The sequence below is a fragment of the Flavobacterium ardleyense genome (assembly GCF_042686085.1).
Taxonomy (GTDB): Bacteria; Bacteroidota; Bacteroidia; order Flavobacteriales; family Flavobacteriaceae; genus Flavobacterium; species Flavobacterium ardleyense.
Genome location: NZ_JBHUOL010000012.1, coordinates 665,409 through 679,516 on the forward strand (window position 1 = coordinate 665,409; position 14,108 = coordinate 679,516).

The window sequence follows — 14,108 nt, forward strand, 5'->3', positions numbered from 1 at the left end:
TATTTTTTTAGAATTCTGCGTTGTGAGGTGTTCTTGGAAATGGAATTACATCTCTAATATTAGTCATTCCGGTTACGAAAAGCACTAATCTTTCAAATCCTAAACCAAATCCTGAGTGCACTGCAGATCCAAATCTTCTCGTATCTAAGTACCACCATAATTCTTCTTCGTCAATTCCTAAAGCTCTCATTTTTTCTACTAAAACATCGTAGCGTTCTTCTCTTTGAGATCCTCCAACAATTTCTCCGATTCCTGGGAATAAAATATCCATTGCTCTAACGGTTTCTTTTCCTGGTTCAGTATTGTCATTCAAACGCATGTAAAATGCCTTAATTTTTGCTGGATAATCAAACAAGATTACCGGACATTTAAAGTGTTTTTCTACTAAGAAACGTTCGTGCTCACTTTGTAAATCAGCTCCCCATTCGTTAATAATATATTGGAATTTTTTCTTTTTATTCGGAGTTGAATCTCTTAAAATATCAATTGCTTCAGTATAAGAAACACGTTTGAAATTATTTTCTAATACAAAGTTTAATTTTTCTAAAAGAGCCATTTCACTTCTGTCTGCTAATGGTTTTGATTTTTCTTCTTCTAAAAGTCTTCCTTCTAAAAACTTCAAATCATCTTCACATTTTGCAACGGTATATTTAACTACATATTTAATGAAATCTTCGGCTAAATCCATATTGTCTGCCAAGTCATTAAAAGCAACTTCTGGTTCAATCATCCAGAATTCTGCTAAGTGACGCGAAGTGTTTGAGTTTTCAGCACGGAAAGTAGGACCAAATGTATAAATTTGACCCAAAGCCATTGCGAAAGTTTCTCCTTCTAGCTGACCAGAAACCGTAAGATTTGTATGTTTTCCGAAGAAATCTTTTTTATAATCGATATTTCCTTCTTCGTTTTTTGGTAAATTATCTAAAGGCAATGAAGTTACTTGAAACATTTCACCAGCTCCTTCAGCATCAGCACCCGTAATAACTGGTGTGTTTACATAAAAGAAACCTTTCTCTTGAAAATATTGATGCACAGCAAATGCTAATGTAGAACGCACACGCATAATCGCACCAAAAGCATTCGTACGCACACGTAAATGTGCATTCTCACGTAAGAATTCTAAAGAGTGTTTCTTTGGTTGCATCGGAAATTTATCAGGATCACTATCACCTAAAATAGTGATTTTTGTCACTTGGATTTCAACATTTTGACCAGCACCACGACTTTCAGACAACATTCCGGTTACGCAAATAGCAGCACCAGTTGTGATTCTTTTTAAAGTTTCATCCGGTGTGTTTTCAAAATCTACAACACATTGAATGTTATTAATGGTCGAACCATCGTTCAATGCGATAAATTGATTGTTTCTAAATGTTCTAACCCAACCTTTAGCGGTTACTTCGTGTAAAGTGTTTGTGCTTTTTAAAAGGTCTATAACTTTTGAGTGCTTCATCTCTATTATTAATTTAATGCAAACCTACATAAAATTTCAAAATTTATCTAGGGCTTGGCTTGTTAATGTAGGTTCTTTCTTTCCTTAGGCAAAATAATACTAATTGAAAAAATATACTATTTCTTGTTTGATTTTTCCTCGTCTTTTCCTTGTGCTAAAATATCAATTTTCGGCTCAATGAATTCTTCTTTGTTTGCAATTGTTTTTTCCAGTGCAAGTAATAAAGCGGGCAATAAAATTAAGTTGGATAACATTGCGAACAAAAGTGTTGTTGCTACTAATCCTCCTAAAGCTACGGTTCCTCCAAAACTTGAAAGTGTGAATACCGAAAACCCGAAAAACAATACAACCGAAGTGTAAAACATACTAATTCCGGCTTCTTTTAAAGTAGCATAGACCGAACGTTTTATTTTCCAATTATTGGCTATTAATTCCTGACGATATTTCGCTAAGAAGTGAATGGTATCATCTACCGAAATTCCGAAGGCAATACTAAAAACCAATATGGTTGAAGGTTTGATGGGAATTCCAAAATACCCCATTAATCCAGCTGTCATTATCAAAGGTAATAAATTTGGAATCAACGAAACGATGATCATTTTGAACGAACGGAATAAATATGCCATCAATAAGGCGATTAACAAAATAGCAAATAATAACGATTGTACTAAATTACCAATTAAATAATGCGTTCCCTTTTCGAAAACATAAGCTTTTCCAGTTAATGTAACTTCATAGCGTTCTTTTGGAAAGATATGATCGATTTTATCTTGCAAACGCAATTCGATTTTTTCCATTTTATCGGTTCCAATATCACGCATAAAGGTGGTAATTCTAGCGTATTGTCCGGTGCTGTCCACATAGCTTTTAAGCATATTTTCGTTTCCTTTTTGAACCGAATTCTTGATGTAAGATAAAATAAAAACTTCTTCTTGCTTAGTTGGTAATTCGTAAAAATCTGGATTTCCGTTGTAGAATGCTTGTTTGGAATATTTTACCACATTTACAATTGAAACCGGTTTTGATAATTCCGGAATTTCTTCAATAGTTTCCTGAAGTTCTTCAATTTTCAGCAAGGTAGCAGCTTTCAAAGCACCTTTCGGTCTTTTCGTGTCTACTACAATTTCTAGTGGCATTACACCATCAAATTCCTGCTCATAGAAAACAATATCTTCGAAAAAAGCAGCTTTCTTCGGCATATCTTCGATAATACTTCCAGAAACTTTTATTTTTGTTATTCCGATTACGCCTAATACTAAAAGTGAGATTACGAATGCGAAAATAGTAACTCTGCGGTTTTTAACCGTGTTTTCGATCCAATTTAAAAACGAAGCCATGTAGTTTTTACCTAAATGTGCTAAGTGTTTTTCCTTTGGTAATGGCATATAACTATAAGCAATCGGGATGATTATTAAGCACAAGAAAAACAAGAAAACAATGTTTAATGAAGCTACGACTCCGAATTCTTTCAGCAATTTACTATCGGTAAAAATGAAAGTTCCAAAACCAGCAGCCGTAGTTAAATTAGTCATCAAAGTAGAGTTACCCACTTTTGCAATTACACGTTGCAATGATTTGGCTTTGTTTCCGTGATTTCTAATTTCACTTTGATATTTATTAATCAAGAAAATACAATTGGGAATTCCAATAACGATAATTAACGGCGGAATAATTGCAGTTAAAACCGTGATTTCATAGTTTAATAGTCCAAGTGTTCCAAAAGACCACATTACACCAATAATTACAACTGACATTGAAATTAATGTTGCTCTAATACTTCTGAAAAAGAAGAAAAACAGCAATGAAGTGATTCCTAAAGCTGCACCAACGAATAATCCAATTTCTTCAGTGATACTATTCGCGTTAAGCGTTCTGATATAAGGCATTCCCGAAACACGAAGATCCAAGTTGGTTTCCTGTTCGAAAGCATTTATTTTTTCAGCACTTAGATATTTCTCAATGAACTCTTTCCTAGCTTTTGTGTTTACGATTTTCTTATCCAAATAAATAGCAAAACGAACAGCGCCACTTTTTTTATTGAAAAGCATGCCTTCGTAAAAAGGTAAATCGGTGAAGAATTCGGCTTCTTTCTGCTTTAAATAAGCATCTGAAATACTATCATTGTTAATGAACGGAACTAATTTGAATTTTTGCGCAAGCGTGTCTTTGCTTAGCACTTTTAAATCTTCTATAGAAATCGTTAGCTCAACAGCTTTATCTTTTCTGATGTTGCTAACAAACTTCTCCCAGGCTCTTATGTTCTTTTCGGTGAAGAATTTCTCGTCTTTAAAACCAAGCACAATCAAATTTCCTTCTTCGCCAAATTTATCTAAGAACGAATTGTATTGAATATTTACTTCATGATCGTCTGGTAATAAATTGGCTTCGGTAAAGGTAAAGCGTATATTTTTCCACTGAAAAGCCATGAATAGGGTGAAAAGCAAAACTAGAACTAATAAGAAAATGCGGTTTCTTAAAATTTTACTTGCTATATAATCCCAAAAACTGGTGTTTAACCACTTTAACATCTCTCAAAATTTAGGCTGCAAAGGTAAGAAAAAATGCTTAATTTATTGACTTTGAGCGAGAGTTTTAAGATAAATTTAAAATCCTAAATCTAAGAAGTAAGAAACTTTTATAGCAATATTGTCCTCGAATTTAGCTAGCTGATTAGGTCCGTATCTATAGAATGTTACTAATCCAAAGCCTTTGAAAATTTTATTGAACTCAACGCCACTTTCAAAGAAACCATCTTCCATCGTTTTGTACGAAATTCCTAAATGCTGATTGTCTTTGTTGTTAGAACCAATCGCCATTCTTGTCACAATTGTTAATTCAGGATTAATTTTATAGCCAAATCTGATTTTATTAAACGTATGTTTTAATTGCAAAGAAGCATATTTGTTAGAGAAGAACTCGTTAAAATACATGGTTTCAAAACTGTTTTTTCCGGCAAAAGTAATACGTTTTAAAATAGCATCTCGGTTCAAGTTATTCGGGACGATACTGTATAAATGGGTAATCGGCACATCGCCAAAAGCAATACCAGTTTGCAATAAAAGGGAGCTTTTCTGACCCGACAAATATGGCAATTCATAATAGGTTTTAAAATCTATTTTTGAAAACACAAAATCATTTCCTAGTAAATTAGGAAGCGTTTGCGTTAACTGAAGTGTAAATTTAGGATGTCTTTTTTCATATTCAATTTTACCGATTGGCGTTTGCATATAATTGCTAAACGGATTCCACTGGAAAGCCAATTGAACTGCTGTGATTGTATAATCAGTATATGATTTAGCGTCATTCACAAAAGTATAATCAAAAAGAGGCTGGATTTGATTGTGCGAAACACCAAAATAACTGCTCGTTTTTGCGAGCATCTTACTTTCAACATACGCCAGACCCAATTTGTTGTTATAGAATGTGGAAATATTAATTGGCCTTGGATCGTAGATTTTAAATCTTCTTGAATCAGTAACAAAATTAGTTTGTGCAATTTCGTAAATATCATCAGAATAAGAAGCGCCAACCCACGTTTCAGTTTCTTTATGTAGCAAATAAGAAGGCGTAATTCCATATTTGAACTCTCGGTCCTTCAAGCCATAAGCACCATAAAAAGCAACGCGATAGTTTTCCGATAACTTGTCATTTGTGATACCGCCAATTCCAACTCTAAAACCTTCAAAGTTGTTAAATTTTACGATACTTCTTAAATCGAGATCAATAATGTTTATAGGAAAATAGCCGTTGAATATTTTCCGACCTAAGAAAACTTTATGTTCTATCTTTTCTGACAAAGACAAACTATCAATCGTTGTATAGGTTCTAAGTTTTCGCTTATCGATGGTGTCTTTTGCGAAAGTACGCCAATACGCATCGGGCTTATTTAAACTGCTTTCAGGAACTTCAATCTTAACTCTCGGCTTTGTAATTGTAATAGGTTGGTTGATTTCGATGTCAAAAGGAGTTGATTCAATATGTAAATACGCTTGATCTGTTGCGTTTTTACTTTCGACATTATCTAAGGAAGAACTGAATTTAATTGTACCACCTAAAATTTTTAAATCTTCGTAATTGTTTCCTTTTAAGACTTTAAAATCTCTCTTTTTAGGAAACCAGATTTGTTCGTTTTTTCTATAATTGAACGTGTAAGTCGCATTGATGTTTACCACACCATAAATGCGATAAAATGCTTTTGCAATAGCGAAAGTTTCAGTGTCGATATAGAGTAAACCTCTTAATTTGTTGGAATTTAATTTCTTTGGTTGGAAATAAACACGAAACGCTTTTCTACCTTGAATTGAAACGGTGTCAATTAATTTATAAGAATATAATTTACGACCATAATTTGAAATCGGATTTTGAACCGGAATTTCCAAAATCTTAAAAGGATTTTCATAAGCTGAATAGGAAACCAATTTCAATCCTAAATATTCATACAATGGTGTTTCAAAACCAGCCATTCTAGTAGCTAAAACAGTTTCTTTGTACTTTTTGTTTGAATGTTGTATTAAATTTACTTTCTCAGTTTGATACAAATGGTGCTTTTCAACGACTTTTTTGAATTTATAATTGACGGAGTCTAATTTGATAACTGTTTTTCCAAGAAGACGTTTTTTGTAAATTGTGTCAATTTTACTCGAAATACTATCGGGATTTGCGGTAACTTGAAGATATTCGTAATTTTTATATTGAAAACTAGCCAACGCCTTTTCTGGATCGTTATTTTTCTTGTTTTCAATTACTTTTTTAATGATGTTATTAACCTTAATTTCAGAATAGATCTCTGCTTTTTTATCGTTTAAATCCGTTACCAATTTAATAATCATAACGGTTTTAGAATCGGAGACATAAACGGCTTTTTCATAATAGCCTTTGTAATTAATTTTTATCGGAAGTTTTGTATCGTTAACTTCCACTGAAAATTTGCCTTCCCAGTCTGCTGTAATGGTATTTTTGTTGTACGTGACAGAAGCAAATGCAATAGGAACTGCATTGTCAATATCGATAACTTGCCCTTTAATTTTGGTTTGCCCAAAAAAAGTTGAAGATATTATAAAACACAAAAAAAGCCAGAAATATTTCATACGCAAAGGTCTATATTTTTTTAATAGCGATACACCATTTAATCCTTGTTGAATTACAAAGATATTTAAAATAAAAATCCCGACGGTTAATCGGGACTTAAAATTATACTTTCATTATTTCAGCTTCTTTAACGACTAATAGTTCGTCTACTTTTCTAATGTATGAATCGGTTAATTTCTGAACATCTTCTTCTGCTTTTTTGCAAATGTCTTCTGCTGTTCCGTCTTTTTCTTCTTTTTTGATATCAGTATTGGCATCTTTTCGGTGATTTCTAATTCCGATTTTTGCATCTTCCGCTTCTGATTTCGCCTGTTTTACTAAATCGCGTCTTCTTTCTTCCGTTAAAGCAGGAATATTGATGATGATGTTGTCTCCGTTATTCATCGGGTTTAACCCTAAATTAGCAATCATAATCGCTTTTTCTATAGGATGTAACATGTTTTTCTCCCACGGTGTCACTGTTAAAGTTCGGGCATCAGCCGTATTTACATTGGCAACTTGCGATAATGGAGTTTGAGAACCATAATAATCTACAAAAACGCTACCTAGCATTTGAGGCGACGCTTTCCCAGCTCTAATGTTTAAAAATTCTTTCTCTAAATGGGCAACAGAATCTACCATAGCTTCTTTTGCACTGTCTAAAATAAAGTTAATTTCTTCTGTCATTTTTATATTTTTTTACTTCGTACTATTATATTGTAACCGTTGTTCCGATCGTTTCTCCGTTGCATACTTTTAATAAATTACCATCTTTGTTCATGTCAAATATAATGATTGGTAATTTATTTTCTTGACTAAGTGTAAAAGCTGTTGTGTCCATTACATTCAATCCTTTTGCTAAAACGTCTTCAAATGAGATGAAGTCAAATTTAACAGCGTCTGCATTTTTTTCAGGGTCAGAAGTATAAACACCATCTACACGTGTTCCCTTTAAAATTACATCAGCTCCAATTTCAACACCTCTTAAAACTGCAGCGGTATCTGTTGTAAAATATGGATTTCCTGTTCCTGCGCCAAAAATTACGATTCTTCCTTTTTCTAAATGACGAGTTGCTTTTCTTTTGATGTAAGGTTCCGCAATAGCTTCAATTTTTAAAGCAGTTTGTAAACGTGTTTGCATTCCCGCTTCTTCTAAAGCGCCTTGCAAAGCCATTCCATTAATTACAGTGGCAAGCATTCCCATATAGTCACCTTGTACTCTGTCCATGCCGTTACTAGCACCTGCAACACCTCTAAAAATATTTCCACCACCAATTACAATAGCAATTTCTATGCCTGCATCGTGAATTTGTTTGATCTCATCAGCGTATCCAGCCAAACGTTGTGGGTCAATTCCATATTGTCTATCGCCCATTAAAGCTTCACCGCTTAATTTAAGAAGAATTCTCTTGTATTTCATGCTAGTTTATATTTTTACTGAGTTTTGCTTATGCAAGCTCAATTCATTTGTTGTGTGTTTTGTGGTGCAAATATAGTTAATTGCTTTTTTTGAAAAAAAAATGTTTTCAATAATTATAGCTCTAAATGTTCAAACGCTTTTTTAGCTTCGTTATAGCCAATTTCAAAAATCAAATCCATTTTAGCTTTATTGGTTTCAAAAGTACTATAATTCGTTAATTCTTTTGGTTCAATAATTAGATCACAATGGTTAAACTTCAGCATATTTGAATTTGCAGTTAATAACTCAAAAGCTCTATAAGTTACTGATTTTATTGACTTTAAGTTTTTAGCTTCAATATTTTGCACCGGACTTACATAAACCCCAATAATTGATTCACACTTGCCTTGTAGCAAATCTGCAGGGAAATGATTTAAAATCCCACCATCATTGTACATTTTGCCTTTTATAACGTAAGGTGAAATCATTCCTGGAACTGCTGTAGAAGCTAATAGTGCATCTACTATTTTTGTTTCGGGACTAAAAATTTTTAATTTTCCTCTAATCATATCTGTCGCGGTTATGTACGACGGAATTTCTAATTCTTTAAGCAAGGTATTTGCACCAAAAATGCCTTCAAAATATTTTTTAAAGGATTCTGAATCAACGATTCCTGCTTTTTTAAATGTGAAATGCCTCCAGTGGAAAAAATATATCGACTTGAAAAATTCTAATATCTCTTCAGGTTTTTTACCATAAGCATACATAGTCCCTACGATTGCTCCAGCGCTTGAACCTGAAACGCAACACGGTTTAATACCTTGTTCGGTTAAAAACTTTAAAACACCAGCATGTGCAATCCCTTTTGAACCACCTCCTGAAAGAGCCAATCCAATCGATTTTGATGCTAAATCCATTTGTAACATTTCTTACATTTAATTTCCAAAATTAAGGCTAAATTTGTGGATTAAAGATAATATGATGAAAAATACAATAGAACAAACGTTACAAAATAGTTTTTCTTATTCAGATTATAGAAAAACGATCACTGAGTTGATTGAACAAGGTAAATCTACAGGGCACGAACAATCAGAAGACTTGTTGAATTACTCAAAATTAAATGAATCAAGATTGAATCGTTTAGAAAAAACAATTGCAGTTACTGAAGAAGTAAAAAGTGATTTAGAAAAATTAGACAAGAAGTATATTTGGTTAGTTTTAGCAGAAGGTTGGTGTGGTGATGCTGCGCAAATAGTTCCTGTAATATATAAAATGAGTGAAGTTGCAGAAAATGTTACTTTAAAAATAGCTTTGCGCGATGATAATGATGCCTTAATGCAACATTTCTTAACTAATGGAGGAAAAGCAATTCCAAAATTATTGATTTTAGATGCAGCTACTTTAGAAGTTTTAGCCGATTGGGGGCCAAGACCTCAAGGCGCAAAACAGTTGATTTTAGATTACAAAGCAGCACACGGAGTTGTTGACGAAACAGCTAAAATTGAATTACAAAAGTGGTATTTACACGATAAAGGTGTTGCGATTCAAAATGAGATTATGGCTATGCATAAGAAAGTATTAGCGTAACGTTCCTATTATCTTCAATTTATCAGAAGTGGAAATTCCTCCAGGATTGCAACCAAGTTGTCCTTCAGGGATTTCCATTTTTAGGTTTTTATAATAAGTTTCCCAAACTTTGAAATATTCATTTGATTTTGGAGATTTGAAAGTCATCGGTACCAAATCAAATAATGGTTTTTTATACGAATGTAAAAACGCATCATAAATTAATTCAGAACAATAGTATTTCCCGTTGTCATAAAGATATTCCTCGTCATAAGGAACCCCAATTTGCTGCAAGGAAAAAGTAATTGCTTCCGGAATATATTTTCGATATTTACTTTTTAATCTTCCGACAAACATTTCCTCTGAAGTATACGTTTTAAAGGTTTCGTAAGGTGTCATTTTCACTTCTTTTCCACCAGCTTCAATTACATAGATGCTGCCATTTTGAATGTAAACCATTCCTAAATGACTACAATCTCTCCCTTGATAACCTTCTGTAACTTCGTTAATGGCTTCACAAAGTGGTCCACAGTTCATGGATTGAAATATAATATCTCCGGTTTTTAGTTTTACATTTTGTGCAAAACTAGAAACAACAACAAACAATACAACTATAAATTTTTTCATATTAAAAAGTAACTAATGCGATGCCAAGACTAATACTTCCTTGACTATTATTATGCAAATCGATGCCATAAGAAACCAATTCAACGAAAAGTTGCAATTCATCTGCTTCTAAATTCAGTTTGACTCGTTTGAAAGTTCCTGATAAATCGCCTCTTCCAAGAGCGAATGTTTGTCCAAAACCTAAGTCGATTCCTAGTCGGGTTTCTTCTCCTATTTTTGGCATAATTCTTAGATTTGCAAAAACGGGTGTCATTATCAATTTCTCAGATAATTTCATGCCAATCCCAGTATTTGCAGATAATCCAATCCATTGCTTATAATGATAACCGTAGCCGAAATTAACATTAACGCCATCAGGCAAAAACCAACTGTCATTTGTGCTTCCGTCAGGATAAACTTCGCCTCGATTTTTATTTCCTTGCAATGGGACTGAAATTTCAAATTGAGTAAAGTCACCAAAAGGTGAAGGTTGAATTGTTTCTTGTGAAAATCCCGCAAAAGTAAAAAGCAGGGTTAGAATGGAAATAATATACTTCATTATTTATACTGTGATTTTTTTTATGGCTTTTATATATTTAGGGGATCGACTTCCGTGGAAAGCTCTTAAAACTTCAATTTTATGGGCTTTGATTCGATATGTAATTAAGTAAGAACCTAAAATAATATTGCGATACATCTTGGTTTTAGTTTCCAAATGTCGGCATTCGGGATGAAGTAGATATTGTGTTTCTAAGGAAAGAACCATTACTCTAATATCTTCATAAAAAAATAAAGCTGCTTTTTCTCCAAAAGTAGCTTCTCCATATTCGAAAACATCTTGAATATCAGCCAGGTAAAAGGTGGATCTTACTACTTCTTTCTGCTTAATCTCCACGCTTCAAATTTATTATGGAAGTCTTCATCACTCAGAAACTCACCTTCTTCTGCCTCTTTTATTAAGCAAGCAAAATCCTCCTCAGACATTGGTTTGCCCGGAGTTGCAAGGTTTTTAGATTTTTTATCATCCGTTTTCATTGGATTTGAAATTTAATTGGAATAGTAAAAATAAGAAATATTACTTTAAAAACAGCTAATCCTTAACGATTTAAGTTTTTATTCTTTCTCGAAATCTTCGGGAGAAATTCCGTCTTCCACACAATAATCGCCAATTTTAGTACGACGAAGTGCCGATAAATGTCCGCCCGATTGTAAAGCCATTCCAAAGTCATAAGCTAACGAACGAATATAAGTTCCTTTACTACAACTTACTCTGAAATCAATTTGAGGTAATTCAATACGTGTAATTTCAAATTCGTGAATTGTAGTTTTTCTAAATGCAATTTCTATTTCTTCACCTGCACGAGCGTGTTCGTATAAACGTTTTCCATCCTTTTTTATGGCTGAGAAAACAGGTGGTTTTTGATCGATTTCACCAATAAACTGTTTGGTGGTTTCTAAAATTAAAGCTTCGGTAATATGATCTGTTGGAAAAGTAGCGTTAATTTCCGTTTCTAGATCGTAAGATGGAGTAGTGGCTCCGACAGTAATTGTTCCGGTGTATTCTTTGGCTTGCGCCTGAATCTCTGTGATTCTTTTAGTGAATTTCCCAGTACAAATTATTAAAAGTCCGGTAGCTAATGGATCTAATGTTCCTGCGTGTCCGATTTTAAATTTTTTAGGGAGTCCAATTTTATTAATTAAAGTGTATTTTAATTTGTTGACGGCCTGAAATGAAGTCCAGTTCAAAGGTTTGTCAACTAGTAAGATCTGACCTTCTTCGTATTGCTCTATTGATATTTTTGACATTACTTAGTATAAAAATAAATTAACAAAGCAGTTCCGATGATGATTCTGTACCAACCCCAGAATTTAAAACCGTATTTTGTAAGAACGTTAATAAAAGTTTTCACCGCTAACAAGGCGACAACAAATGCTACAACATTTCCAATAAGGAATAAATTAATGTGATTTTGGTCTTGTAAAATCATTTCGTAACCTTTCATTTCAGTCAGCGTTCCTTTACCCCATGTTTTTACAAAAACCGAATAAACAGTTACGGCTAACATTGTTGGGACAGCTAAAAAGAATGAAAATTCAGCAGCAGCTTTTCTGCTTAAACCTTGTGTCATTCCTCCAATTATTGATGCTGCAGAACGCGAAGTTCCCGGCATCATCGCTAAACATTGCCAAAAACCAATGATAACCGCTTTTTTGATAGTAATCTCTTTTTCGTCTTGAATCGTTGGGTTTTGAAACCATTTGTCTACAAATAAAAGGACAACTCCTCCTAAAACTAAAACGGTAGAAATAGCTATTTGATTTCCCAAAACAGCTTCAATTTTATCATCGAAAAGATATCCTAAAACCAATGCAGGTATTACCGCAAATACCAATTTTAAATAGAAATTAAAATTGCTAAAATCAAAGAATCTTTTCCAGTACAAGACTACGATGGCTAAAATGGCTCCAAGTTGTATGGAAACTTGAAACATTTTTAGAAATTCGCTTTCCTCCATTCCTAAAAGAGAACCGAAAAAGCCCATATGGGCAGTTGAGGAAATAGGTAAAAATTCGGTTAATCCCTCTATAATAGCAAGGATTATGGCTTGTAGTGTAGTCATTTATTTTATTTTCAGAGTTCAGATTTTGGCGCTAGTTTTCTATCAGGCATACTGAAACTGAAAACCGCAACTGTGTAATGAAAACTATTTTTTATTTGGATTTTTTAATATGGAGTAAATCGTAATGCCAAAGCCGATTAATACAACGGTTGGTGCTAAACGAATTCTTCTAAAATTAAAGATCTCTTCATTGAAAACGTTCGGGTCTTGGCTACCGCCACCGCTCATTAAAATAAATCCAAGTGCAATTACTCCTAATCCTATTAAAAGTATTTTATAATTTAAAGTGCTGAAAAGAAACTCAGGCTTATTGTTATCGTTTTTCATATTTTTTATTTTACTTCTCAGAAATCATTAATCGAAAACATTAAATTAATACAAATCGTCAGTTTTTAAATTCAAGAAACGTTGGGTTGCAAAGAATGTGCTAATCCAAGTTATAATAATTCCTACTCCTAATACTCCTAAAATTACAATTCCAATAGAAACGTAATCTTTCGCAATACCTAAACTTGGAAACAAGCCATCAACATAAGCTACAACGCCAAGTATTCCGAAAATTGCTAAAGCCGAACCAATTAATCCTAATTTGATGCTCGTCCAAATGAAAGGTTTTCTAATAAAAGATTTTGTTGCGCCTACCATTTGCATCGTTTTGATTGTAAAGCGATGTGAATATACTGAAAGTCGTAATGAACTATTAATTAATAACATTGCCACAACAGAAAGAAGTCCGCTCACAATTAAAATCCAGAAACTAATTTCTTTCACATTGTCGTTAACCAAATCCACTAATTGCTTGTCGTAAATGATTTCGGTAACCATTTCATTTTTACGAATTGTCTTTTCAATTTTTGCGATGCTATCCGTATTCACATAATCTCCTTTCAAATGAATGTCAAAAGAATTTTGCAGCGGATTGAAGCCTAAAAACTCCATGAAATCTTTTCCTACAATATCAACGTTATTTTTAGCGGCGCTGTCCTTGTGAACGAAGGCGTAATTTTTAATGAATTTTGAATTCTTAATGTCTGTGTCAAAAGCACTCAGTGCGCTATCATTCGCTTCATTTTTAAAGAAAACTGTCATTGGAATATTTTCTTTAAAATCATTTGATATTTTTTTAGAATTAATAACAAATAGACCTAATGTTCCCAAAAGGAATAAAACTAAAAAAATACTTAAAACTACCGAAAAGTAAGACGAAATTAAACGTCGCTTGTTGTAATTTTCAAATGATGATGCCATAGAATTCAATTTAAGCTGTAAAAATAGGAAAGATATTTTGTTTACACAGAATATAACAACAAAGTTTTAACTTTAGTATTATAAAACGTAAATTTGCACCTTAAATTCTGTTTTTAGTGATCATTCGCAGTTTGTAGTCAAGTGCGCA

General features: G+C 33.1%; 15 protein-coding genes. 1 reads left to right on the forward strand and 14 read right to left on the reverse strand.

Annotation, left to right across the window (positions count from 1 at the left end; translation table 11 throughout):
- Positions 1–7 precede the first annotated feature (7 nt).
- From asnS to ACFSX9_RS08760, 6 genes are all read right to left on the reverse strand, one after another.
- Positions 8–1,453: an asparagine--tRNA ligase gene (gene asnS / locus ACFSX9_RS08735; RefSeq protein ID WP_379806705.1), complete on the reverse strand. Its 1,446-nt coding sequence runs from the start codon at positions 1,451–1,453 to the stop codon at positions 8–10.
- A gap of 116 nt (positions 1,454–1,569) precedes the next feature.
- Complete coding sequence (locus tag ACFSX9_RS08740) at positions 1,570–3,981, reverse strand: efflux RND transporter permease subunit (RefSeq protein ID WP_379806707.1); 2,412 nt, start codon at positions 3,979–3,981, stop codon at positions 1,570–1,572.
- Positions 3,982–4,056: 75 nt separating this feature from the next.
- The gene (locus ACFSX9_RS08745) at positions 4,057–6,540 is read right to left on the reverse strand and encodes a DUF5686 family protein (protein WP_379806709.1); all 2,484 of its coding nucleotides are present in this window, start codon (positions 6,538–6,540) and stop codon (positions 4,057–4,059) included.
- 103 nt (positions 6,541–6,643) lie between these two features.
- A complete protein-coding gene (frr, locus tag ACFSX9_RS08750; RefSeq protein ID WP_379806711.1) occupies positions 6,644–7,207 on the reverse strand; it encodes a ribosome recycling factor in 564 nt (187 codons plus the stop codon).
- Between the two features lie 25 nt (positions 7,208–7,232).
- Positions 7,233–7,940, reverse strand: a complete 708-nt coding sequence (pyrH, locus tag ACFSX9_RS08755) for a UMP kinase (protein ID WP_379806713.1) — start codon at positions 7,938–7,940, stop codon at positions 7,233–7,235.
- 113 nt (positions 7,941–8,053) lie between these two features.
- On the reverse strand, positions 8,054–8,836 hold the full coding sequence (locus ACFSX9_RS08760; RefSeq protein WP_379806715.1) for a patatin-like phospholipase family protein: 783 nt from the start codon (positions 8,834–8,836) through the stop codon (positions 8,054–8,056).
- 64 nt (positions 8,837–8,900) lie between these two features.
- Here ACFSX9_RS08760 and ACFSX9_RS08765 point away from each other — a divergent pair, with 64 nt between their 5' ends.
- Positions 8,901–9,506: a thioredoxin family protein gene (locus tag ACFSX9_RS08765; protein WP_379806717.1), complete on the forward strand. Its 606-nt coding sequence runs from the start codon at positions 8,901–8,903 to the stop codon at positions 9,504–9,506.
- On the opposite strand, the gene ACFSX9_RS08770 is transcribed toward ACFSX9_RS08765, so the two are convergent.
- The 8 genes from ACFSX9_RS08770 to ACFSX9_RS08805 form a co-directional block, all read right to left on the reverse strand.
- Entirely contained in the window at positions 9,498–10,112 is a 615-nt protein-coding gene (locus ACFSX9_RS08770) for a YiiX/YebB-like N1pC/P60 family cysteine hydrolase (RefSeq protein ID WP_379806719.1), read from the reverse strand. The genes ACFSX9_RS08765 and ACFSX9_RS08770 overlap by 9 nt on opposite strands.
- Position 10,113: 1 nt before the next feature.
- Complete coding sequence (locus ACFSX9_RS08775) at positions 10,114–10,650, reverse strand: hypothetical protein (protein ID WP_379806721.1); 537 nt, start codon at positions 10,648–10,650, stop codon at positions 10,114–10,116.
- 3 nt (positions 10,651–10,653) lie between these two features.
- Positions 10,654–10,986 carry a type II toxin-antitoxin system RelE/ParE family toxin gene (locus ACFSX9_RS08780; RefSeq protein ID WP_379806723.1) on the reverse strand — a complete coding sequence of 111 codons (333 nt, stop codon included), beginning with the start codon at positions 10,984–10,986 and terminating at the stop codon, positions 10,654–10,656.
- Positions 10,962–11,126 carry a hypothetical protein gene (locus tag ACFSX9_RS08785; RefSeq protein ID WP_379806725.1) on the reverse strand — a complete coding sequence of 55 codons (165 nt, stop codon included), beginning with the start codon at positions 11,124–11,126 and terminating at the stop codon, positions 10,962–10,964. Before ACFSX9_RS08785 ends, ACFSX9_RS08780 begins: the two co-directional genes overlap by 25 nt.
- 78 nt (positions 11,127–11,204) lie before the next feature.
- Complete coding sequence (gene truB, locus ACFSX9_RS08790; protein WP_379806727.1) at positions 11,205–11,897, reverse strand: tRNA pseudouridine(55) synthase TruB; 693 nt, start codon at positions 11,895–11,897, stop codon at positions 11,205–11,207.
- Positions 11,897–12,712, reverse strand: a complete 816-nt coding sequence (locus ACFSX9_RS08795) for an undecaprenyl-diphosphate phosphatase (RefSeq protein ID WP_379806729.1) — start codon at positions 12,710–12,712, stop codon at positions 11,897–11,899. The genes truB and ACFSX9_RS08795 overlap by 1 nt, the downstream gene beginning before the upstream one ends.
- Positions 12,713–12,796: 84 nt before the next feature.
- Positions 12,797–13,039, reverse strand: a complete 243-nt coding sequence (locus ACFSX9_RS08800) for a DUF3098 domain-containing protein (RefSeq protein ID WP_379806731.1) — start codon at positions 13,037–13,039, stop codon at positions 12,797–12,799.
- A 45-nt stretch (positions 13,040–13,084) separates the two neighbouring features.
- On the reverse strand, positions 13,085–13,960 hold the full coding sequence (locus ACFSX9_RS08805) for a cell division protein FtsX (protein WP_379806733.1): 876 nt from the start codon (positions 13,958–13,960) through the stop codon (positions 13,085–13,087).
- Positions 13,961–14,108 lie beyond the last annotated feature (148 nt).